The 23,920-nt window shown below is 36.6% G+C and carries 23 protein-coding genes; 5 read left to right on the plus strand and 18 right to left on the minus strand.

Annotated elements, in window-relative coordinates:
- Nucleotides 1-44 precede the first annotated feature (44 nt).
- Entirely contained in the window at nt 45-374 is a 330-nt protein-coding gene (locus tag ACGHIN_RS01035; protein ID WP_390450156.1) for a HesB/IscA family protein, read from the minus strand.
- A 146-nt stretch (nt 375-520) separates the two neighbouring features.
- On the opposite strand from ACGHIN_RS01035, the gene ACGHIN_RS01040 reads away from it, so the two are divergent.
- On the plus strand, nt 521-1,384 hold the full coding sequence (locus ACGHIN_RS01040) for a GLPGLI family protein (protein WP_390450157.1): 864 nt from the start codon (nt 521-523) through the stop codon (nt 1,382-1,384).
- A 54-nt stretch (nt 1,385-1,438) separates the two neighbouring features.
- Here ACGHIN_RS01040 and ypfJ read toward each other — a convergent pair whose 3' ends face one another.
- Nucleotides 1,439-2,293 carry a KPN_02809 family neutral zinc metallopeptidase gene (gene ypfJ, locus ACGHIN_RS01045; protein ID WP_390450158.1) on the minus strand — a complete coding sequence of 285 codons (855 nt, stop codon included), beginning with the start codon at nt 2,291-2,293 and terminating at the stop codon, nt 1,439-1,441.
- A 78-nt stretch (nt 2,294-2,371) separates the two neighbouring features.
- On the opposite strand from ypfJ, the gene ACGHIN_RS01050 reads away from it, so the two are divergent.
- From ACGHIN_RS01050 to ACGHIN_RS01060, 3 genes are read left to right on the plus strand one after another with little or no spacing between them, the layout of a single operon-like run.
- Nucleotides 2,372-2,698: a hypothetical protein gene (locus ACGHIN_RS01050; RefSeq protein WP_390450159.1), complete on the plus strand. Its 327-nt coding sequence runs from the start codon at nt 2,372-2,374 to the stop codon at nt 2,696-2,698.
- A gap of 2 nt (nt 2,699-2,700) precedes the next feature.
- Nucleotides 2,701-3,033 (plus strand): hypothetical protein, encoded by a 333-nt coding sequence (locus ACGHIN_RS01055; protein ID WP_390450160.1) that lies wholly within the window; start codon nt 2,701-2,703, stop codon nt 3,031-3,033.
- A gap of 2 nt (nt 3,034-3,035) precedes the next feature.
- Nucleotides 3,036-4,163 carry a glutathionylspermidine synthase family protein gene (locus tag ACGHIN_RS01060; protein ID WP_390450161.1) on the plus strand — a complete coding sequence of 376 codons (1,128 nt, stop codon included), beginning with the start codon at nt 3,036-3,038 and terminating at the stop codon, nt 4,161-4,163.
- Nucleotides 4,164-4,250: 87 nt separating this feature from the next.
- Here ACGHIN_RS01060 and ACGHIN_RS01065 read toward each other — a convergent pair whose 3' ends face one another.
- The 15 genes from ACGHIN_RS01065 to ACGHIN_RS01135 all read right to left on the minus strand — a co-directional run bounded on the left by ACGHIN_RS01065 (nt 4,251) and on the right by ACGHIN_RS01135 (nt 21,849).
- Nucleotides 4,251-6,329, minus strand: coding sequence for an LTA synthase family protein (locus ACGHIN_RS01065; RefSeq protein ID WP_390450162.1), 2,079 nt, complete (start codon nt 6,327-6,329; stop codon nt 4,251-4,253).
- Nucleotides 6,330-6,499: 170 nt separating this feature from the next.
- Nucleotides 6,500-7,018: a 6,7-dimethyl-8-ribityllumazine synthase gene (gene ribH, locus ACGHIN_RS01070; RefSeq protein ID WP_390450163.1), complete on the minus strand. Its 519-nt coding sequence runs from the start codon at nt 7,016-7,018 to the stop codon at nt 6,500-6,502.
- A gap of 3 nt (nt 7,019-7,021) precedes the next feature.
- Complete coding sequence (locus tag ACGHIN_RS01075; RefSeq protein WP_390450164.1) at nt 7,022-7,729, minus strand: YfgM family protein; 708 nt, start codon at nt 7,727-7,729, stop codon at nt 7,022-7,024.
- A gap of 113 nt (nt 7,730-7,842) precedes the next feature.
- Complete coding sequence (locus ACGHIN_RS01080; RefSeq protein WP_390450165.1) at nt 7,843-8,877, minus strand: SMP-30/gluconolactonase/LRE family protein; 1,035 nt, start codon at nt 8,875-8,877, stop codon at nt 7,843-7,845.
- A gap of 103 nt (nt 8,878-8,980) precedes the next feature.
- Nucleotides 8,981-9,547: a Crp/Fnr family transcriptional regulator gene (locus ACGHIN_RS01085; protein WP_390450166.1), complete on the minus strand. Its 567-nt coding sequence runs from the start codon at nt 9,545-9,547 to the stop codon at nt 8,981-8,983.
- A gap of 8 nt (nt 9,548-9,555) precedes the next feature.
- Nucleotides 9,556-10,092, minus strand: coding sequence for an adenine phosphoribosyltransferase (locus ACGHIN_RS01090; protein ID WP_390450167.1), 537 nt, complete (start codon nt 10,090-10,092; stop codon nt 9,556-9,558).
- A complete protein-coding gene (locus tag ACGHIN_RS01095) occupies nt 10,092-11,273 on the minus strand; it encodes a hypothetical protein (protein WP_390450168.1) in 1,182 nt (393 codons plus the stop codon). The genes ACGHIN_RS01090 and ACGHIN_RS01095 overlap by 1 nt, the downstream gene beginning before the upstream one ends.
- A 62-nt stretch (nt 11,274-11,335) precedes the next feature.
- A complete protein-coding gene (locus tag ACGHIN_RS01100; protein WP_390450169.1) occupies nt 11,336-12,211 on the minus strand; it encodes a GLPGLI family protein in 876 nt (291 codons plus the stop codon).
- Between the two features lie 30 nt (nt 12,212-12,241).
- The gene (locus ACGHIN_RS01105) at nt 12,242-13,276 is read right to left on the minus strand and encodes a hypothetical protein (protein ID WP_390450170.1); all 1,035 of its coding nucleotides are present in this window, start codon (nt 13,274-13,276) and stop codon (nt 12,242-12,244) included.
- A 155-nt stretch (nt 13,277-13,431) separates the two neighbouring features.
- Nucleotides 13,432-14,763, minus strand: coding sequence for a quinol:cytochrome C oxidoreductase (locus ACGHIN_RS01110; RefSeq protein ID WP_390450171.1), 1,332 nt, complete (start codon nt 14,761-14,763; stop codon nt 13,432-13,434).
- A gap of 8 nt (nt 14,764-14,771) precedes the next feature.
- Entirely contained in the window at nt 14,772-15,470 is a 699-nt protein-coding gene (locus ACGHIN_RS01115; protein WP_390450172.1) for a c-type cytochrome, read from the minus strand.
- Nucleotides 15,463-15,984 carry a DUF3341 domain-containing protein gene (locus ACGHIN_RS01120; RefSeq protein WP_050021928.1) on the minus strand — a complete coding sequence of 174 codons (522 nt, stop codon included), beginning with the start codon at nt 15,982-15,984 and terminating at the stop codon, nt 15,463-15,465. Before ACGHIN_RS01120 ends, ACGHIN_RS01115 begins: the two co-directional genes overlap by 8 nt.
- Nucleotides 15,971-17,368 (minus strand): NrfD/PsrC family molybdoenzyme membrane anchor subunit, encoded by a 1,398-nt coding sequence (nrfD, locus tag ACGHIN_RS01125; RefSeq protein ID WP_390450173.1) that lies wholly within the window; start codon nt 17,366-17,368, stop codon nt 15,971-15,973. The genes ACGHIN_RS01120 and nrfD overlap by 14 nt, the downstream gene beginning before the upstream one ends.
- A 25-nt stretch (nt 17,369-17,393) precedes the next feature.
- Nucleotides 17,394-20,468, minus strand: a complete 3,075-nt coding sequence (locus ACGHIN_RS01130; RefSeq protein WP_390450174.1) for a TAT-variant-translocated molybdopterin oxidoreductase — start codon at nt 20,466-20,468, stop codon at nt 17,394-17,396.
- Between the two features lie 22 nt (nt 20,469-20,490).
- On the minus strand, nt 20,491-21,849 hold the full coding sequence (locus ACGHIN_RS01135; protein ID WP_390450175.1) for a c-type cytochrome: 1,359 nt from the start codon (nt 21,847-21,849) through the stop codon (nt 20,491-20,493).
- A 184-nt stretch (nt 21,850-22,033) separates the two neighbouring features.
- Between ACGHIN_RS01135 and ACGHIN_RS01140 the strand changes: the two genes are divergently transcribed.
- Entirely contained in the window at nt 22,034-22,570 is a 537-nt protein-coding gene (locus tag ACGHIN_RS01140) for an SPOR domain-containing protein (protein ID WP_390450176.1), read from the plus strand.
- A gap of 48 nt (nt 22,571-22,618) precedes the next feature.
- Here ACGHIN_RS01140 and ACGHIN_RS01145 read toward each other — a convergent pair whose 3' ends face one another.
- Nucleotides 22,619-23,893, minus strand: a complete 1,275-nt coding sequence (locus ACGHIN_RS01145) for a DUF6080 domain-containing protein (RefSeq protein WP_390450177.1) — start codon at nt 23,891-23,893, stop codon at nt 22,619-22,621.
- Between the last annotated feature and the right edge of the window lie 27 nt (nt 23,894-23,920).

The following is a 23,920-nucleotide window of genomic DNA, read 5'->3' on the forward strand; positions in this document are numbered from 1 at the left end:
TTTTATTAGATTTCAGACTGTTAACGTCTTTTAATCTTTCGTTGTTATAAACTAAATGATTCTCCGCAACCACATGTTCTGGCTGCATTGGGATTGTTAAAAACAAACCCTTTTCCATTCAAACCTCCGGAATATTCCAGAGTGGTCCCTGCTAAATAAAGGATAGACTTTTTATCTACAATAATTTTGATTCCATTGTCTTCAAAAACCTGGTCTGTATCCATTTTTTGATTGTCAAACTTCAAAACATATTCTAAACCAGAGCATCCTCCGCTTTTTACTCCTACTCTTATATAATCGTTAGCAGGGTTAAAACCATCTTCCGTCATCAGCTGGATGGCTTTTTCCTTTGCGTAATCTGATACTTTTATCATTGTATTTATTTAGAATGATTTAATGATGCAAAAATACGAACAATAATTAGGAAATTCAAATCGGCATTTTTATTTTATCGATTTTTATTATTGATGGCTTTAACTTTGCTAATATTTTGAAATCCAAACAACAAATTAACCGTACAATGAAAAAAATAGGTATCCTTGTTTTGGGGTTATTCATACAGGCTTTTTTTGCTCAAACCAATAGGTTTGTGTATCAAGTTACCATGAAATCAGATGCTTCTGATCCCAAAAATATAACAACGGAAAATGCATATTTGGATATTTCTCCGGAAAAATCAGTTTTTTATTCTGAAAACAGGATCAAAAGAGACTCTATCTTGCAAAAAGCATTTCAGAGTGGAGGAGGAAGAGGAAGTATCAATAGGGATCAGATGGAAAGTCTGAGATCTAATATCAATTATTCTGTTGAAAAAGATAAAACCAATCAGAAAACTTTTTTTAAAGACAGGATTGGACGAGATATGTACAGCTATGAAGAAGACAGACCCCTGAATTGGAAAATTTCTTCCGAAACTACAAAAATAGGAGAGTATAAAGTGCAGAAGGCTGAAACAGATTTTGCCGGAAGAAAATGGACAGCCTGGTTTACTACGGATCTGCCTTATCAGGATGGACCATACAAATTTGGTGGACTTCCGGGGCTGATTGTAAAAGTAGAGGATGAAAAAGGTGATTATTCTTTTGACTTAATGAAAAATTATAAGATTGCTGAATTTCCTACCCTGAATCAGTTTGGAAATACTGTTAAAGTAAAAAGAGCAGACTATGTGAAGCAGCAGAAAAAATTCTTGGAAGATCCGATGTCTTTCATGAGCCAGGGAGGCGGAGGCTTTAACCAGACCAGAATTGGAGGTGGCGGAAACCGTAGCGGCGGGGGAGGCTTTGGTGGCGGAAATCAAAACCCTGCTGAAATGAGAAAAAGAATGGAGGAAAGGATTAAAGAAGAGGTAAAGAAAAACAGCAACCCAATAGAGTTACAATAAAAAAGCAAACCCTGAAGAATTTCTTCAGGGTTTAATTTTATCTAATTAATCAATTTATCTTAAAAGTTGATTGAAAGTATCTCCTTGTCTGATATCACCGGTGTTATACCCTTTCATAAACCATTCTTTACGCTGAGCAGATGAACCGTGAGTAAAGCTTTCCTGGTCCACATATCCCTGCGATTTTCTTTGAATATTGTCATCACCTACCGCTTGCGCTGCTTCTATAGCTGCTTCAATATCTCCGGGCTCCAGGAATTTTTCTCTGTTATCGGTTTGTCTTGCCCAAAGACCGGCATAAAAATCAGCTTGCAGTTCTGTAGCTACAGAAACTCTGTTCAGTTCAGCTTCAGAATATCTTCCGCCTCTTCTTAAAGCATCTACTTTTTGGGTAGTCCCTAAAAGAGTCTGAACGTGATGTCCCATTTCATGAGCCATTACATAAGCAATAGAAAATTCTGTAACCTGAGCACCAAATCTTTGCTGTAACTCTTTAAAAAAGCTCATATCCATATAAACGGTTTGATCTGCCGGACAATAAAATGGTCCCATAGCGGATTGTGCAGGCCCACATCCGGATTGTGTTGCATTTTCAAACAAAACCACTCGGGCTGGCTGATAATTCATTCCATTTTCGGCAAAAATTTTAGTCCATGTCTGCTCATTTTCAGCAGTGATCATCTGCACAAATTCACGAACTTTAAGCTCATTGGCACTCAGTTCTCTCTGTTCGGTCTGAGCTGAGCTGCTTCCACCTCCTGAAGAAAGGATAGATGAAGGGTCTCCACCTAAGAAAAATATAATTGCTGCGATAATTAAAGTTCCCAAACCGCCTCCTACAATGGCACCTCCGCCACCCAGTCCTCGTCTGTCTTCCACATTACCGCTTCTATCGTTTGTCCATTTCATAGTAAAATAATTTTTGTCTGTAAATTTAAAATTAAAATCATTATTATAATTACTTTTGTGAAAATTTACGATTAAAAAGTGAGAAAAATTAAGTATTATTTTTTGGTTCTGGGTGCAATTACCTTAACGGCTTGTAATGAGAAAGAAGTGAAAGAGGATGAAGTAAGCAGCGTAGATAAAAATGCTTCCATTGAAACTGAACTTTCGGTACAGCATATCGACACGGCAGATGTTCTTATTACCAAGCATAAAGTGTGGAAAGATAACAAGCTTGTCAGAGAGATTATAAAAAGAGACACTATTCCCGGATTGAAGGATTCCATCATGGAAGTAGGAGACAAAGACGGTTATGAACATACGACCAATGTCAAAAAGGATTATGAATTTTATATCACGGTTCAATAATTATGAAAAAGTCTAGTTCTGTAAAATTACTTTTTGTAACCGGAATCTTAGCTGCCTGTTCGCAGGAGAAGCCAAAAGGGGAATGGAATAATGAGAAAAAGGTGTATATGAGATCTGATACTACAGCATCGTATACAAGAACTCATGGTTTTGTTTCCGGGTTTTTGCTGTATCATGCATTCAGGCCGTATGGATTTTACAATAATGGAGCTTATCAGAAAGCAGGGTATTATAGTGATGCCATAAGTGCTAAATCCAATCTTGGAAGAAATACCTATAAAGGAAGCATCTCAAGAGGCGGTTTGGGAAGAAGTGGATTTAGAGCTTCCTCATAATTATGAAAAGAATACAATCAATAATCCGCAAGGATTGGGAACATAAACTGGAAGCTTTAGGGTTTGGTTATCATTCTTTAGAAGGTTTATACTGGGACGAAAGTCATTATTATGAATTTTCTTTACAGGAGATTGATACAATAGAAAAGGCAACTTCTGAATTATGGCAAATGTGCCTGGAAGCGGTTGACTATGTTATTTCTAAAAATCTATGGCATCAATTTAATATTCCGGAGTCATTCAGGAACTATATTATCACGAGTTGGGAAGAAGATCATCCTTCTATTTACGGACGGTTTGATTTTGGATTTGATGGTGAAAACCTGAAATTACTGGAATTTAACGCCGATACACCAACTTCGCTTTATGAAGCTTCTGTTATTCAGTGGTACTGGCTTCAGGAATTGTTTTCCGATAAAGATCAATTCAATTCCATCCATGAAAAATTGATCGATTACTGGAAGTATCTTAAAAATTACATGAATCCGCATTACATCTATTTTGCATCTTTGACTAATATTGAAGATGTTACTAATGTGGAATACATACGAGACTGTGCGGCACAAGCGGGGTTTGAAACAGAATTTATCCCGATCCAGGATATTGGCTGGGCAGAAGATATCGAAGAATTTATTGCAGCAGACAGATCTGTCATGGAATACATTTTTAAATTGTATCCTTATGAATGGATTCTGGAAGATGGTTTTGGTGATAAATTAGTAAAAAATGGTTTCAGGTCCCAATGGATTGAGCCTGCCTGGAAAATTCTCCTTTCCTCTAAAGCTATTTTACCGATTCTTTGGGAAATGTATCCGAATCATCCATACTTGTTAGAGTCTTATTTTGAACCCAGACATCTGAGAGATTTTGCTAAAAAACCGATCTATTCAAGAGAAGGAGCGAATGTAACCCTGCATAAAAACAACCTTCCGATTGAGCAAAACTCAGGGGATTATGGTAAAGAAGGCTTTATTTATCAACAATTATTTGATCTTCCTGATTTTGACGGAAACTATCCTGTTATCGGCAGTTGGGTGATTGGTCAGGAACCTGCCGGAATCGGGATCAGAGAGAGTACTCATTTGATCACGAATAATCAAAGCCGGTTTATTCCTCATTTAATTAGATAAAGTTCTGTTGGAAGTTCTCGATACATTTTCATCATTTCATTTCGAAAATTACTCGAACTGACGAACGTTTTTATTTATATTCAATGGTTACCGGTTAAGCTGTTTGATTTTTAGCCAATAGGAGGTGGACTGATACGCTGAAATGGCATCATTCACCAGTTTTTGCTCAGGTGTTTTCAATAGTTTTTCGTCGTAATATAAATTAAACTCTGGAGCCAGGTTATTTCTTTCTGGTTGTAAAGAATATTGCTTTGCTTTTTTTACCGGAGAAATAATGGTCAGGCGATTATCTTTTATCAATCCTAAATCCTGGTAGGTTGCTACATATGCTTTTGGCTGAAATTCCGGCTTGAATACATCCTGGCCTAAGAACTTCGATGTATAATTAAAATTTAGTATTCCCAAAACAGTAGGCATCACATCGATCTGGGACATTAGCTTGTCAAACTTTTGAGGCTGGATAAAGCCTTCGGAGAAAACCATCGCCGGAATTCTGTATTTATCCATCGGAAGTTCGGTTTTCCCGGCACTGGATGCACAATGATCTGAAATGATGACGAATACCGTATTTTTGTACCAATCCTGCTTTTTAGCCATTTCAAAGAATTTCCTGATGGAATAATCGGTGTATTTTACGCCTCCGTCACGGGATTTTGCATTCCCCGGAATATCAATTCTTCCGTCAGGATAAGTGAAAGGTCTATGGTTTGAAACTGTCATCCAATGATTAAAGAACGGTTTCCCGGATTTAGCTTCCTGATTCATGACCTGTATTGCTTTTTTGGCCATATCTTCATCGGCAACGCCCCAAACGTTGGCAAAAGTAATTTCTTCCGGTTTGAAGCTGTTCCTGTCAACTATATCATAGCCATTTCCACCAAAGAAATCTTCCATATTATCAAAATAGCTGTAACCTCCGTATAGGAATTTTACATCATAGCCTTTGGATTTAAAAACACTCCCTGTGGTAAACTTATTTTTATTGTCATCTCTTTTAATGATACTTTCTCCCGCGGTTGGCGGAATACAAAGCGTTAATGCTTCCAAACCGCGAACTGTTCTGTTTCCTGTAGCATACAGATTGGTAAACATCAAAGATTGATTGGCCAGGCTGTCCAGGAATGGAGTTACTTTTTGAGTATTTCCATAATGTTCCATAAAATCGGCAGATAAACTTTCAATAGAAATTAAAACCACATTCTTTTTGAGTTCCGGCTGTCCGGAGACAATATTCCTTGCAAGAGTATGTTGTGGATATTGGCTTAAGAAGTTCTGTTCTGCCTGTTTCTGATCGATCTGGGAATAAAACTGGAAATAATCAAGCTCATTATGAGTGAACGCCCAATAAAACTTCGGAATTCCATTCGCCTGGATCTCATTGGCAAAAACATTGGAAGATCTTATCTGTTCGGTGGCAGGAAGCACAATTAAGCTAATGCCTACAGAAACGATGTACATGCTTAATAACCCGAATTTTTGTTTTAAATTGGGCAATGTCAGAAGCTCATCTTTTGTTTTCTTATAAATAAACCAGGTAACACCTGCCGTAATCAGGAAAATAGCAATAAAAAGAGGAGCTACCGGGTAACTTTCCATGATGTTTCCAATTACTTCATTTGTATAGATAAGATAGTCTACTGCAATAAAGTTATAGCGTACTCCAAATTCATTATAGAAGAAATATTCACTTACGGCATTAAAAACGATGAGCAATACATAGAGCGAAATGATAATACAATATAAAACATTCCGGATTTTGATCCTTTTGGTAGGCAAAAAGAGCATCAGTCCGAAAAAGAAAGTCTTTATTCCTACAAAGGTCAGGGCTATTTTTGTTACAGGACCGCCGTATTGCCTGAAAATATTGTTGGGTATTAAAAGAATATAGAGGAAAAGAAGAATTAAAATCCCCAAAATGATATGCCCATACGGATTTTTATATTTTGAATTGGAAAGGAATAAAAAATACAAAACCAAAAAAGAACTTGCCGGTATAAATACAAATACATCGTTCACCGAACCCAACAATAAGACTTTTATGATCTCAAATATCCCAAAACTGGCGGTGGTAATGGGATGAAAGAAAAATACCACTCTTATGATCAAAGAGAGTAGGAGGTAAAAACCACCTAAATAGATAAAGGGCTTTATTTTTTGTAAATACATTCTAATGTTAACGGTATATTAATTCCACAAAGATAGTTTTTGTATGGATTTGTTTATAATAAAAAAAATAAAAACATGATATTGTTGCATAATTTGTATTATTTCCAAAATATGATAAATAAAAAAGGCCATTTTTTAAAATGGCCTTTATAGAGTACTTTCGAAGATAATTATGCGTTTCCGAAACCGATGTTTCCTTTTTTATCAGACAGTTTCTTTTTAAAGTCGATCATTCTTAATGCTGTTACTGCAGCTTCCACCCCTTTATTTCCTAAATCACCACCGCTTCTTGCGATTGATTGTTCTTTAGTATCATCCGTAAGTACGCAGAAGATTGTTGGGGTATCCGTTAAGATATTACAATCTTTAATTCCCTGTGCTACTGCTGAACATACGTAATCGAAGTGTGGGGTTTCTCCACGAATGACACATCCGATGGCAATTACCGCATCGTATTTTCTTTCCTTACAAAGCTGCATGCTTGCATAATTCAGTTCAAATGCTCCCGGAACCGGAAAAAGTTTGATGTTTTCTACCTTTACGCCTTCTTTTTCAAGAATTTCCAGGGCTGCGTCACGAAGATTGTAGGTTACAAAATCATTCCACTCAGAAAAAACAATGCCGATAGAAAAATCTTCGGCATTGGTTATATGAAGTGGCTTGTAATCTGAAAGATTAACTGTTGCCATATATTAGTAATATTTAGTCATTTCAATATAAGAATCAGACATTCCGTTATCGTAATCCTGATATTTTTCATCAATAGTAGCGAAATATTTTTTAGCTTCTGCGTTTTTCTTTAACCCTAGAGCTACAATACCTGCCTTTCTTGTAAAGTAATACATGGTATAAGGATCATCAGAAGCAGATGCAGCCTTATCCAAAAGACTCAAAGCTTCATCATTTTTATTCAATCCTGACTTTGCGTCTGCCATTGCTCCATATTTCATAGCCATTAATACTTTATTATCAGATGAAAATTTATCTAAAAGATCATAAGCTTCCTGGAATTTTCCTTCTTTGAATTTCAATAAACCAGCATTATAGGCAGAAAGTTTACCGATTTCTGTGGAAGAATACTCGTTGTAAGTCCCTTTGAAACCAGGGTTTGCAGCAGAGTTTCCTCCTAAAGCTTCTTTATCTTTTCCCTGAGTAAGATTTTTTTGTGCGGCAAGGAAGCTTTTTACTGCTTCAGCATTCTTAGGAGCAACAATAAATTGCTTGTAACCAAAAAAACCTAATACACCTACTATCAATAGACCAAAGATAATACTTAATGGTTTTGAATATTTTTCAAGGAATCTTTCAGTATTTAAAGCCTCTTTATCAAGGTCTTTAAAAAACTCCACTGTTTCTTTACCTTCTTGCTCGTTCTGAGCATTCTTTGTAAGTTTTGCCATAAATTCTTAAAAATTGAAATGCAAATTTAATTGTTTCTGAATGATTTACAAAATATAAATGATGAATATTGCTTATGAGGGCCTAAATATCAAAAGATTTTCTTGATTTGTTTTTAAAACTTCAATTTAAATATTTTGTAAGTATTTCTTTTCTCTTTTGGTAAATGTATTTGAGAGGTAGTAAAATAGAGGTTTCCACGGCGATCAAAAGCAAAAGAATCAGGCCATTTTATAGCTTTGTCATGGATTATTTCAGCAAAAATGCCTTTTTTGTTTACTTTACTGATTGCGTTTTTTTCTAAACTACTCAGAAAAAGATCTCCCTTTTTGTTGAATATTATCCCATCATTAGCCCCGGTTTCTGCATATTTTTCCACCCTTGCTTCCAGGGATGAGTCAGACAGATTTTTATCCAATAAAGAAGAAACAGGTATACGGTAAATATTTTTGCCCATCAGTGAACAATAATATACATATCTGCTTTCAGGATCCAGCTCTATTCCATCTGAATGTACGGGATGATTTCTTTCATAGCCTTCTATTATTATCTTTTCTACTTCTGCTAAAGTAGAGTAGTGGGTTGCAAGAACTCTTCTGACTTCACTTGTGTTTAAGTCTAAGATAACCAGGCCGCCGACCTGTGAATCTGTAAAATAAGCCATATGATTTTTATGATCAACCCTAAAATCATTTAAATAGGCTTTATGTGTTATTTTTTCTACGGGTAATATATATTCGTATTTAAGAGTATTGTTGTTGAGGTCAAAGCAAAATAAGCGCGCCCCTTTTGTTGTGTCATTTGACCTTTCATAGCCCGTATCCAAAACCCAAAGGAGGTTTTTATGGTCTATATATATACTTTGAACACAGATAAACTGATTTTTTCGCCCTGTGTTTTCTGTCCAATTATTCCAGTTTGGATCAGGAAAAGGAATAATTTTCCCATTAATAATTTCGGCGACTGAGACAGGAGTTTCTGCAGACCATCTTGGAAAATTAACAAAAACACGATTCGTTTTGGAAATGGCAATACCGGTCCATTGATGCCGGCTTTCAGCAAAAATGCTGATCTGAACATTGTTATTTGTTTTTTGACTGTAAATAGTAATGTTTATTATCAAGAAACAGATAGCAAACATATTTTTCATCAGAGACATATTTAAATTCATTTTATATTAAATCTTAATACAAAAATGGATTTATAATAGCTGAGGTAAAAGGAAGGATCTCACAAATATTTTGTGATAAATCTCACAGCTTAGTATTTAATCTGCTCAGAGATTCTCTCGAAACTCCAAGATAAGATGCAATTATGGTCTTTGAAACTCTTTGGAAGAGGTGAGGATATTGTGAAAGCAGGATTTCATAGCGTTCTTTTATATTATTTGACATAAAGGAAAGCATTCTTTTTTGCAAAGCAATAAATCCGCTGTTGGCTTTTTTTCTGAAAAAATGTTCAACTTTTTGCATTTCTCTGCACAGCTTTTCACGGTTTTCATAAGACAGGCACAGAAGCTCCGAGTTTTCGAGACAATCAATATTGAGTATAGCATTTGTGCGGGTAAAATAGGCTTGATAATCTGTTATCCACCAATTTTCCATCGCAAACTGTAAAATGTGCTCCTTTTCCTTTTCGTCCGTATAAGCTGCTTTTAGCAGTCCTTTTTTTACCCAATACGTATGATTTACCTTATCTCCTATCTGAATGAGGAACTGATGTTTTTTTAATTTTTTTGTAGTAAAATGCGAGAGAATATAGGCAAATTCATCATCAGTCAATTCAATTATTTCTTCGAAATGCGCTTTCAGCTTTTCCATTCCTGCTCTTAAAATTCTAAGATATGATAGACTTCCGCATTGAATTTTTTCAGCTTTTCATCTCCATTCAATCCTTTCAAACCAATTAAAAAACTGAATTGGGAAACTTTTGCGCCTTGTTTTTCTACCAGCTTCGCAGCCGCTTCTGTAGTTCCTCCTGTTGCCAGCAAATCGTCATGGATGAGAATGCGCTGTCCTGTTTGAATCTGTCCTTCACGGGTTTCTATTTCTGCACTTCCATACTCAAGGTCATATTTTTCTGAAATAACAGGAGGCGGAAGTTTCCCTTTTTTACGGATCAGAATAAATGGAACTTCTAAGGCAACAGCAATAGCAATTCCGAATAAGTAACCACGGCTTTCTATTCCACAAACGGCATCTACTTTTCCTTTGCTGAAAGCGACAAGGTCTTCAATAACGTCTTCATATAATTTGGGGTTCAGAAATATAGGAGATATGTCTTTAAACTGAATTCCCGGGACGGGAAAATCAGGGATGTTTTCTATGGTATCTTCTAATTTTCTGATCAGTTCCTGTGAAGCCATTACGGATTGATTTTATAGCTGGAAATTTTCCAGTCACCATTTACATTTTTAAGTCCAAAAGTGGCTTTCAGAGAAGTTACTCTTCCGTTTTTGTCTGTTACATCGTAAGTGGCATTCACACTTGCACTACTAGGATTCGATGCATTCGTAGTGATATTTTTTACACTTACATTCTTGATCGACCCAAATCCTGAGGTAGGATTGGAGAAAGACTCATAGCTTCCCCAGCTTGGATTGCTTGAAGCATCGAAAGCAGCTTTAAGGTTTTGGGAACTTACGTTATTTAAAAACTTGTTTACGGTTGTTTTAGGATCCGCTGTAGGCTGCTTCGGAGTAGATGTTGCATTCGGGTCCGTTGGATTTGTTGGATTGGCATTTGGATTATTAGGATCTATAACTGCCGGATCCTGGTTCACTGCTGTAGAATCTACTTTTGGAGGAACAGGGACTTTCAGGGCTGAAGGATTTACGTCTAATCCTATTTTTGACATTTTGAATGTTTTAGCCGTAGTTTTTACAGTTACCGTAATATCAATTTTATTATCCACAACCTTTGAAGCAGGAATAGATGAGAATTTTAAATTAAATCCTTTGAAGTTATTATCCTGCATTAGGTTTTTAGCGGTTGAAAGTTTTACGCCATTACTGAAAACTTCTAAAGTAGTTTCCAGTCCGGCACCCGTGAAGGCAACAGGATTCCCCGCATTGTCCACTAATCTTGGAATGATCTGAATAGCAGTTGCACCTTCTCCGTTATCACCGGTTGGTCTTGTTATAAGACTCAGGGAATTTGCTTTTACATCATTAGGATCACTTTCCTTGGCTGTTTCATCCCCAAAAATATTCATTTCTCCTAATGAAGGAGGTGCTGTACTTGCCCATTCAATTCCGTTTTTTTGAGCTACCTGATCCGCCATGGTCATGATTTCAGGAACTTTTTTGCCGTTGATCAGCTGCCCGAGAGCTTTCAATTCATTAATGTCTCCATCAGCTTCTACTCCAAAAGTTTTCAGAATATATAGAGCCTCGTTAAACTTAATTTGTTTAATGGTCGGGAGACTGGATGCCATATCATTAATACTGGACTGTAGAGTCTTTGTACTGGTAGCATCCACATGATCTTTCTTACATGCTGTAAAAAGCAGCAAACTAAAAATCAAAAGAAAAGAAAACTTTTTCATTTTTATTCGGTTTGCTACAAATTTAATAAAAACCTTTACTAGTAAGTATTTTTATTTTCTTTTTATTTATTTTTTACCTGAAGTTCTATGCTATTGTTGTTTCTATTCAGTTCCTCTTTCATCTTTTTTTCTGCTTCACGCATTTCCTGTGATATAGAAAAACCATCAGGGAGTTTCACTTCTGAGGGGAGTTGGGTAAGCATTTGTTTCATGCTTGCTAAGGGGTCATTTTTATACTGCTCGTATTTTTCCAGAAACTTTTCTTTTGAAATTTCTTTGGAACTTGATAATCCTGATTGCTTTATCAATCCTTCCGTATATAAAGTGTCTTTAATCTGATCTATTTTTCTATTGCCTTTGAGTTCCCAGGAATAGTTTTTAGCATCGTCCTCAACTTTTACAATCAGTCCCGGAAGTCCGTAGAATTTGTATGGGCCGTCTTGGAAAGGAATTTCTGTAGTAAACCAGGCGATCCATTTTCTTCCTCCAAATTCCGTGGTTGCTTTTTGAGTAGTATAGGCTCCGAATTTCTGTTTTTCATCAGAAATTTTCCAGCTAATTCCGGGATTTTCGCGGTAGGAATAATAATCCATTAATATCTGGTCTTTATACACTATTTCCTGTACAGGATAGTTTTTAAAGATCCTATGAAGGAATTGGGTGGGTTTTCTATTGCTTAGACTCTTTTCGTCCGGCATATTTCCGGATTCCATTGCTTTTTGAATCATTACGTTTGCCAATGAATCCAAACCTATGAGTTCGTAGGATTGATAGACCGACTTATTTTTATCTATATCTAAAGTCATCATTTCCTTTTCCAGCTTTGCAGAATCTTTGTTGGGCTTATAAGTTAATTCATAGAAAAAACGATTGGCCATATTTTGTGCATTAATTATGGCGAAAGAAAAAACTAATAGAATTTGAAATATTTTTTTCATGATCCGTGTATTTTTGAAAACTTTAGTGAATTATTTTTTAGTACCTACAGAGCTGGAGTTTTGCTTTTCTTTCAGATCATCTTTGAAATAAGAACTGAAAACAGTCTGCATATTCGGAAATGAAGTTTCTTCCCAGAAATTATTCTGATAATTACTGTTACTGGTATTGAATTTTACTTTCTCTATATCATTATCGTTCTTGAAATTTAATTCGGTAGGATAGAAGTTACTATAAACAACAACTGCATTGTATTCCGGCTCACTTTTATGTTTTAGTTTTAAAAACTCAATTTCGTTATATTCAAGAAGATCTTTTAATGTTTTTTTGGAATCCTTTTCATAAGCTATATTCAAAATACTTCTGAAATCAAAAAAACGATAACCGAATAAAGCGAATTCTTTTTTTTGCAATGCTTCTCCGGTAATTTCCACTTCATCTTTACGGGCTCCTTTTAATTCTTTGAATCTTGTGTTCTTGGTTTTATATTCCTCCACATTGCCAACATTTTTAATCTTTGGAACTTCTAAGAAAGTATCATAATCCCAGGATGAAAGTTGCTTTCGGTCCATGCTTACATTTTCCAATCGAAAAATTCTGTATTGTTCAATGTGGGTACTTTTTAATTTTTTCGACTTATTATCAAAAATATAAGTGACAACTCCATCGGCATAACAGTTGAGTTTATTGTTAAGGGTTACATATGTGTTGAAGTTTCCTTTTACAAAGACATATTTTGCAGGTTTGTTGTTTTTGATGACCACTGCTTCAATTTCTCTTACTTTATCATCTATTTTAATAACCTCTTTATCAAAATCTGAATAAGATAGAGTTGCAACAGGGTAGTTATCATATACCAATTGAAATTTTTCCTGTGATGGCGTTAAAGCCTGCTTTTCAATCTTGCCATCAATATCGGAATACGCTAAAATGCTTCCGTCTTTTCCGAAAACTGATACTTTGGGTAAAGGTTTGTTGGTATTTTCAGAAATGAAAGTAATGGTTTGTGCGTTGATGAAATTTACAATGAGTAAAAATAAAACATATAGCAAATAATTTCTTTTCATAATAGGATATTTAATAGTTATCATTCTGATGTCTATTTATAAGACACTTAAATTTTGAAAAGGTTGCCTGGGAAATAATTTTTTTGTCCATATACATTCATAAAAAAAGACTGATTTCTTAGAAATCAGTCTTTATAGTTTATTTGTACAAGTCCTTAGAAAGGATACTCATAAATTTCAGATTCGTGTAAGTAAGGGTTTCCTGTAGGAATTAACTTCAGCTTAGAAAGTGCAGTTAATACAGTGAACATGAATAATCCCGCTACGAATAAGATTGCTCCTAAGATCAAGATGAATACTTCAGGATTTTTCCAGTATGGTCCTACTGTTCCCGGCATTACCATATTGAAGTAATCAAGAATGTGTCCTAAAAGAACTACTACAGCCATAGTTGTTACTACTTTGTAGTTTCTCTTGATGCTGCTGCTTACTAATACCAATAACGGTAATAAGAAGTTGATGATCAACATCGGTAAGTAAGTAGGAGAGTAGTGTTGGAATCTTCCGAAGAAGTAGTTAACCTCTTCCGGAACGTTTGCATACCAGTACAACATGAACTGCGCAAACCATGTATACGTCCAGAGCATACTTGTAGCGAAAAGGAATACTCCTAAATCATGTAAGTGATTATCATTGAACTGTGGCAAGAATCCGTTTTTCTTTAAGTAAACACTGAAAAGAATGATGACAGCGATTCCACTTGAAAGGCAGCTCACCATGGAATACCAGATATACATCGTTGAATACCAGTGAGGGTCAATAGACATCAACCAGTCCCAAGCCCAGGCTGCAGAACAGAATCCGAAGAATACAATGTATCCAACCGCCCATCTGTAAAGCATTTGATAATCTACTCTTGATTTTGTTTCATCTACTTTCTTAGACATCGCTTTTAATTTCCATGCGAAGAAAGATGCTCCCACTACGTAAAGGATAGTTCTGAATGCGTAGAAAGGGATATTTAAGAATTTTTTCTTTTCGAATAAGATGGTATCAAAATGTGGGGAGTTTGGATCTGTCAATTCAGGATCCATCCAGTGGAATAAGTGCCCATTGTGAGTAATGTTTAACAACATGATGATGATCAAAATTGCACCTCCATAAGGGATATAAGAAGCGATAGCTTCCATTACTCTTGTAATGATGATTGGCCAACCTGCATGTGCAGCGTGCTGAATAGAATAAAAGAATAATACGCAGCAGCTAACTCCAAAGAAAAATACAGCTACAAAATGTATTGCCGCCAAAGGCTGGTTATGAACCTGTAAAGTTGCATGCTCCAAATGAGCTGCATGATCCTGAGGACCTACCATTTCACTTGAGTGAGTAGGTGCATTGTGCCCTGAAGAATGAACAGCCTCCATCATGTGTTCAATTTGTTCTGTAGTGATTCCTTTGTTCATAAAGAAACCAATAGCAAATAAAACTAAACCTACAACAAGGAGTATTATAGAAGTTGATTTTAATTTTGGTGAAAAACTATACATTTCTTTTCTTATTTTTTAGTTTCAGTAGTAGTTTCAGGTTTAGCCTCTGCTGTCGTTGCTGTAGCTGCTGCCGGAGCTGCTCCTTTTTTGAAAGCACTCATTACATACATGGCTACTCTCCATCTGTCTCCAGGATTTAATTGTCCTGCATAAGATCCCATCGCATTCCTACCGTTTGTTAATACATAATGAACAGATCCTACTGTAATTTCTCTGTCGGCATAGTTTGGTACACCAGAATATGCTCCACTTTGAACAATCGGGCCTTGTCCATCTCCTCCTACACCATGACAAGCAGCACATGTACGCTCAAATAAGAACTTTCCTCTTTCAATATCCTTAGCTGCATTAGCCGGGTTTAAAGGAGAAGCAGTAACTGTCTTCGAAGCATCGTAACCTGCATTATACTGATCCGGGTTTTTAGGAAGCAAGCTTTCTTCAAAAACACCGTCTTTATTTTGAGCCACTGTTCCTTCTACCGGAGAAAGACCTGTTGCTCCATTATTTCTTACAAAAGCAGGAATTTCATTTTCATGATCTGAATAAGCATCCTCTGCTTTCATTAATGGATCATAAGCTACCGGGAAGTACATATCCGGGAAATATACCAATGGTACATTTTCTTTTGGTCCGCAAGAGTTAAGTAAAACTGTTGTTAAACCTAAAACTGCTGTAATTTTTAATACATTCTTTTTCATTTTAAGCATCTTTAACAGTTATTTCTTCAACTCCAGTTTCAATAAGTAACTGTTTTACAGATTCTACATCATCAGTTACGAATTCCATCATGAATTTATCATCAGTAGTCCTTGGATCCGGGTTTTGTGCCGGAGCTCCAGGATACATTTTATTTCTTACCAGGAAAGTCAATGACATCATGTGAGCAGCACAGAATACCATTAATTCGAACATGGGAACTACGAATGCAGGCATATTATGTCCCCAGTCGAAAGCCGGTTTACCACCAATATTCTGAGGCCAGTCATGGTTCATTACGTACCATGTTAAAGTTGCACCGATCGTAACACCATAACAAGCGTAGATAAAAGCGGCATCAGAAATTCTTGTTTTCTTTAACCCTAAAGCTTTATCTAGTCCGTGGACCGGAAACGGAGTATAAACTTCGTTAATTTTAATTCCTTTATCGTTGAATGCTTTAACGCCGTTCATTAAATCGTCGTCATCAGCATAAAGTCCGTATACAATTTTAGTGGTGCTCATCTCCTTCTTTTGCTTTATAAGTTTCACCTGAGATTTTCAAAATCGATTTTAATTCAGCCTGTGCAATTACAGGGAATGTTCTTGCATATAATAAGAATAATACAGAGAAGAATCCGATAGTTCCTAAATATACACCCACATCAATGATTGTTGGCTTAAACATCGTCCATGAACCTGGCAAGTAGTCTCTTGAAAGGTTGATAACGATAATGTCAAAACGTTCGAACCACATACCGATGTTGATAATTAATGCAACGATGAAAGTCCAGATAATATTCGTTCTCGCTCTCTTGAACCAGAAAGAAGCCGGGATAACAAGGTTACAGATGATCAACGACCAGAAAGCCCACCAGTAAGGTCCTACGGCAGCTCCCGGAGAAAGATAAGTAAAGTCTTCGTATCTTGACCCGGAATACCATCCGATGAAATATTCAGTAGCATAAGCAACAGTTACCATACCACCCGTTACGATGATTACGATGTTCATAATCTCGATATGATACATAGTGATGTAGTCTTCCAAGTGACAAACTTTTCTCGCAACCAATAATAGCGTTTGTACCATTGCAAATCCTGAGAAAATTGCACCGGCAACGAAATAAGGAGGATAGATCGTAGAGTGCCATCCTTTAATTACCGAAGTGGCGAAGTCGAAGGATACGGTAGTGTGTACTGAGAATACAAGTGGAGTTGCCAAACCTGCTAATACCAAAGATAATTCTTCGAATCTTTGCCAGTGTTTTGCCTTACCACCCCAACCGAATGCAAGGAATGTATAAATCTTTTTAGTCCAAGGCGTTTTAGCTCTGTCTCTGATCATTGCAAAGTCAGGAATCAATCCCATGAACCAGAATACTGTAGATACTGAGAAATACGTAGAGATCGCAAATACGTCCCAAAGTAGAGGAGAGTTAAAGTTCCCCCAAAGAGAACCGAATTGGTTTGGCAATGGGAATACCCAATATCCTACCCAAACTCTACCCATGTGAATTACAGGGAAGATTGCCGCCTGTACAACCGCAAAGATCGTCATCGCCTCTGCTGATCTGTTTACAGACATTCTCCATCTCTGTCTAAATAATAATAATACCGCTGAGATTAGGGTTCCGGCGTGACCAATACCTACCCACCATACGAAGTTAGTAATATCCCAACCCCAGTTAATAGTTCTGTTAAGTCCCCATGCTCCAATACCTGTTCCGATAGTATAAGCGATACACCCGAATCCATAAATGAATAGAACTAAGGCTGCATATAATGAGATCCACCATAATTTACCTGCTCTTTCTTCGATAGGTCGTGCAATATCTTCTGTGATATCGTGATAAGTTTTGTGACCAATAATTAGAGGTTCCCTTATCGGAGCTTCGTAATGTCCTGACATTTTTTACCTATTTATTATTTAAACTTTATTTTTCTACTCTGTTTCTTACTTTAGTGTGATAGAACACGTTTGGTTTTGTTCCGATCTCTTCAAGTAAATAATATCTTCTGTTGCTGGAGTATAGTTCTCTAACTTCAGATTCTTTGTCATTCATATCTCCAAACGTCATTGCTCCGGTAGAACAAGCAGCAGCACAAGCACAAGATTTTTTGAACTCATCGTCTGTTACTTTTCTGTTTTCTCTCTTCGCTGCTAAAATAGTAGCCTGAGTTTCCTGAATACACATTGAACATTTCTCCATAACCCCTCTTGTTCTAACCACTACGTCAGGGTTTAGCACCATTCTTCCAAGATCGTTGTTCATGTTGAAATCGAACTTGTCGTTTAGGTTATAAGTAAACCAGTTGAAACGTCTCACTTTATATGGACAGTTGTTTGCACAATATCTTGTACCGATACATCTGTTGTAAGCCATATGGTTCTGTCCTTGCTTACCGTGTGAAGTAGCCGCTACCGGACATACTGTTTCACAAGGAGCGTGGTTACAGTGCTGACACATTACCGGCTGGAAGATTACATCCGGGTTATCTGCAGGGTGGTCTAAAGCACCTTCGCTTGTAAGAAGAGGAACTCTGTTTCCATAAAGTTCAGGAACAGCCATTCCTTCTTTTAATCCTTCATATACCTCAACTTTCTGTGTAGTAGAGTAGTAACGGTCAATTCTTAACCAGTACATATCTCTCGACATTCTGATTTCTTCTTTACCAACAACAGGAACGTTATTTTCAGCCTGGCAAGCAATAATACATGCTCCACAACCAGTACAAGAGTTCAGGTCGATTGATAAATTGAAGTGAGGTCCGTCTGTATCATCGAAAGCATCCCAAAGGTCAATCTTTCTTGCAGGAAGAGCCCCACTGATTGTGTGGTATTCCAAAGGCTTATTCCATCCTTTGTGCTCATCGTCAAACGCTACGTTTAAGAAATCAGCCAAAGGAACTTCCTTAGCAATTTCATAACGTCCCATTAATGTATTTTGAAGCTGGATACCCGCAAATTCATGATCTTCACCTGTCTTTTCTAATTTAACATTAGATAGAACCAGATTTGAACCATCAAATAAAGGATAAGCGTTTACCCCTGTATCTGCTGTAGCCCCCGAGTTTTTCTTACCGTACCCAAGCGCAAGACCTACAGATCCCTCAGCTTGTCCCGGTTGAATAAATACAGGAACATTTTCTATTTTTACTCCACCTACAGTAAGATTTACGATAGAACCATCTAACTGCATTCTCGCATTAAGATCGTTCTCAATTCCTAATCTCTCTGCATCTTTACGAGAAATGGTCAAATAGTTATCCCAAGACATTCTTGTGATTGGATCCGGTAGCTCCTGTAACCAAGGGTTGTTGGCCTGAGTTCCGTCTCCCATTGAAGTCTTGGTATATAGTACCAATTCTAAATCAGAAGCTTTGAAGTTCCCCAATTCAGCGATTGCCTGAGCCGCATTTCCTCCTGCGTAAGCCAATGTTGTGGCATTGGCAGAAGTATTAATACCGTTGTACAATGCTTTATTGAAAGAAGTACCTCCTAATAAAGAAGTAGCATTTGCTTTTAAATAATCATAGTAGTTATTAGCCGCGTTGTTTTTACCATTCTTCCAAACCAATAGAGATTCTTCGATCTGTCTTGATTTGTAGATTTTCTGGATCGTAGGCTGCATTAAAGAATAAACTCCTGTCTGAGGTTCAATATCTCCCCAGGACTCTAGCCAGTTAGCTACAGGAATTACAGCTTTCGCTGCTTTATACATTGCATTTTTCTTATCGGCAATGGCAATCACATAAGGAACTTTTGATAAAGATTTTTCAAAATCTGCCCCTTTGTGATGAGAATAGATAGGGTCTACGTTGTTCGCAATTAATACTCCAACCTGACCAGCATTGATCCATCCTAAGAATTCCTGATATCTAGCCTTATCAAATTCTTTAAGTAAGTTAGCTTTACCAGTGAAAGCAACTGAGCCTAATTTCTGGTTGATTAAGTGAGCTAAAACCTGTGCTCCTTTAGAACCGTCCGCAAAAACAACTGCTTTGCTTCCTTTTGCAGTTAATTCTTTAGCAATTTCAGATGCGGTCTTATCAGAAGTTCCACCTCCTACGATGGCGTTATAAACTTCAACTAATGTTTTGTTTACTAAGCTTGGTTTTAAACTGATTCTTTCGTCAGCATTAGCACCTGTTAAGGACATGTTAGATTCCACCTGAATGTGTCTCAACATGTTTTTCCCCGGTTTTCTAGCGGCCGCATAGGAAGTTTCTAAGCTTGAAGCATTGTAATCTCCTAAGAAATCTGCCTGGAAAGAAACTACTAGTTCACTGGTTGAAAGATCGTAAACCGGTAATGCTCTTTGTCCGAATACTTCCTGAGCTGCATCAAGAGCTGCGGAGTATGGGAAAGCATCATAAGTTACTAATTCTGCTGTAGGATATTTTGCTTTAAATTCAGCAAATAGTTTTTTGAAAGTAGGTGAAGGTAAAGAATGTGATAAAAGCACAATCTTTTTTCCTCCTGCCTGAGCCTCAGCTAAACCTTTAAGAACGAAATCATCTACTTTATCGAAAGTTTCGTCTTTCCCATTTAGTTTAGGCTGCTTTACTTTATCGTTGTCATAAAGAGAAAGTACACTTGCCTGAGCTCTTGCATTGGTTTTACCCAAATCTTTTGCAGCAGGATTTGGATCTATTTTAATGGGTCTTCCTTCACGAGTCTTTACTAAAACACTAGCAAAGTCGAAACCGTCAAAATAAGTGGAAGCGTAATAATTAGGAACCCCCGGAATAATATCGTGTGGTTTTACCACATAAGGAATTGTTTTAATTACCGGAGCTTCACAAGCAGCTAAAGTTACCGCTGCAGTAGAGAAACCTAATAATTTTAAGAAATCTCTTCTTGAAGTACTAGATCCGTTTTGTTCAGCATCTCCAAGGAAATCTTCTACCGGAATTTCTTCCTGAAACTCTTTCTGAGCCAGCTTATTGTTTAAAGCAGGATCTTTAAGTTCATGAATACTTCTGAATTGTATTTTGTTTGAAGCCATTGATACTTCTAATTTTTAGTTATTAATAATGACATTTACCACACTCAAGACCTCCAATTGCATCTACAGTAATCTTGCCTCCATCCTGAGGATATTGTTTTTTCAACTTGTCATGTAGATTCTTGAAGTACTCTTTATTATAACCGTTGTTCATATCGATCTCTGTAGTTCTGTGGCACTCAATACACCATCCCATTGTGAAATCATTTGCCATCTGAACAACATTCATCGTGTCTATTTTTCCGTGACAAGCTTTACAAACAACATCAATTTTGTTATTTGGGTTTTTCTTGTTGAAAGAGTTGATGATAGCTTGTTCTCCTGCTACAACGTGCTGTGAGTGGTTGAAGTATACGAAATCCGGCATATTGTGGATTCTTGTCCATTCTACTGGCTGAGTTTTTCCTGTGTATTGCTGTTTCTCAGGATCCCAACCTGTAGCGGCATAAATTTTCTGAATCTCCCCGTCATAGAATGCCTTGTCTTTTCCAGGCTCCATGTATTTGCCATTGTACTCAGAAATTGTTCTGTGACAGTTCATACAAACGTTCATGGATGGAATTTCAGAAACTTTACCGTATTTAGCACTGGAGTGACATAACTGACAGTCAATTTTGTTTTCGCCGGCGTGGATTTTGTGAGAGAAGTAGATAGGCTGTTCAGGCTTATATCCTTTGTAAACCCCGATCCACATGATCCAGTTCCAAATTCCATAAGTCGCTAAAATAGCCAGGATAGCCAATAATCCTTTACCTACGTAGTGATATTTCTGGTAGATTTCACTGAAAGAACGAACTCTTGTTTCGTTAAGTCCTGCTAAGTCTTCAGACTGGCCTAATTTAACTAATTGTCTTAGTTTTATTAAGATCCAAACTAATAAACCTGCAATGGCTAAAAGTGAAATGATTACAATGTTTGTAGTGGTTTTGTCTGCTGGTGCAGCAGCAGCTGCATCACCGGCAGTAGCCGTTTCCGCAGTTTTTTCCGGTTCTGGAGCCGGAGGATTAGTTGTGTATGCTAAAATGTCATCGATATCCTTGTCTGTAAGATTTGGAAACTGTAACATTTCAGTTTTATTGAATTTTTCAAAAACCTCATTGGCGTATTTGTCACCTGAAGCTCTAAGCGCTTTGTTGTCTTTGATCCACTTGTGAAGCCATTCTGTATCCAGCCCCTGCTCACTCTTAAGCCTTTCTACAACTCCTTTCAAAGGAGGCCCTATAACTTGTTTGTCTAGCGCGTGACATGCAGTACAATTTGCTTTGAAAAGTTTCTCACCATTTTTTGGATCGCCGTCTTGCCCGTAAATTGAAGCACTGGTTGACAACAATAAGCCTATTGCGATCAACGTTTGTTTATAATGCTTTCTCCAACTAATCATTTAAATTATCTTATGTTAGTAAATTATTGAACATTCAATCAATTCGGCAAAAATAATGTTTTTAACAGAAATTTAACGGCATATAGAAAAGGGAAAATATCATTTCCGTTTAATTTGTATTCATTCTAAATAACTAGTTTGGCATATTTTTTTAATTTGTATAAATTTGCGGAAATAAGCTTAAATGAGAAATTTATTCAAAATATTTTCAGTATTATCTGTATTCGGATTTTATACTGTTGAAGCACAACAGGTTGTAAAAAGAGACACTTTGGCGGGAACGGAGCTGATTATGTCTATGGACCCAAAAGTAAAGGAAGCTCTGGAAGGTTTGGAGGAAAAATGCTCCAGAACAGCCAGCAATACTTCTGTTAGGGATAATGATGATGATTCACCTTCAAGACCTTCTAAGATTTATGTCCCAAGCAGGGAGCTTACCAATGCTGAGATTTGTAGAAAAAATCCACGGATTTTAGGATATAAAATTCAGATTACTACCGTAAAAAGCAATGAAGAAGCTAATGAAGTGAAGGCCTATTTCAGAAGAAGATTTCCTAATCTTAAAGTGGAAACGGATGCATCATTAAGGCCGAATTATAAAATTTTAGCAGGAAGCTATTTTACTAAGCAAAGTGCTGCTTCCGACCTTTCAAAAGTCAGAGAGTATTTTAAGTCTGCTATTGCGGTACAATACAGAATATTCTGTGCAGAAGCCAAATAAGCGTTATTCGATATAAAAAACAAAAGCTGAGAAAATCTCAGCTTTTTTTTATTGGTAATATTGATTCATAAAATGGAAGAATTCTGTCATCCGGAAATAATTATTCATCGATAAGTAGACTAGTAAAATGCCGATTACTACAGTTAAAAATGATAAAGTCTTTGGTGCAGATCTGTACGAATGGAATAACCATCCCAATAATAAAGGATAGACAAAAACAAAGTGTCCGCCATAAATGTAAGAAGTATGGAGCCCGAATTTCAAAACGCAATGGATAATGATATCTATAAAAAAAGAAATCATCAGCACCTGAGCCAGTTTGTTTTTAAAATTCCTGAAATAGCTCCAGAAAATAAGGGCCAGAAGTAGTGAGATGAAAATATAAGGAACCCATGATGAATAAGCATCCATGATAAGAGCTTTATAGTTAAAACCCTTCATATTGTGTTTGTCCCGGATGATAAAGCTTGAAAATAAGATATTTCCTCCAAAAAAGAAGGAAGCGATCATATCCCATGTCGGAATAGACTTTACATTAGAAAACTTTTCATACTGTCTGTTGGTCTGATCAAAAATATGCTGATATTTAAAATTAATTCTGTTCAGGTAAAGAAGAATAAAACAGACACACGTAAGGGAAACTCTGAAAACAATATTTCCGAATTTTTTCCAGCTTTTAAAAATGTTTTTCTCAAATGCAACGGGGATGAAAACTTTTACAATATTAGTAATGGTTAGCCCGCCAATTGTTATTCCTGCTAGTGTTAGTGCTAAAGCCGGAGTTTTCTCATCTTTCTTTAGCTTAATGGCAGAATAATGGTTGTACAGGGTAAGTAAAAACAGGGTATACGTAAAGTTTTCCGGAGTGAAAGACAACAGAATATTGGTAGAGAAAAATCCAAAAAGGAATATAAGCAATAAACTTAACGGATTGGGTAAACCAATGATGTTTTTTAAATACTTGAAAACCTGTAGAATACTTAAGCTTACCGCCAGGTTACTGAACCACGCTAAAGCTAATCTAAATACGGCATTGGTTTTTCCGTCTGAAATATATAGCGCCAATTCTCTTATCCAGTTGAAAAAATAATAAGAGAGAGGATGCCTTTCAAAGCTCCCGCCGGTCATGACAATAGAGCGGTTATCAAAGCTGAAATAAGAATCCCATGGGATTCTGGAATCATAAATAATCCGATAATCAAGGGCAATGTACCATCCCAAAATGCCGTAAAGCAGGGTGAAAAAGATAAAGACTCCCAGTTCTGAATAGGATGAAGGAAAGATGGTTTTGAAAAAATTGTAAAGCTTTAATTTGAAAGACACTTGTTAAAAGTTTTTGCAAAAATAAAA

It is taken from the genome of Chryseobacterium barbadense (genome assembly GCF_042849955.1).
In the GTDB taxonomy this organism is placed as follows: Bacteria; Bacteroidota; Bacteroidia; order Flavobacteriales; family Weeksellaceae; genus Chryseobacterium.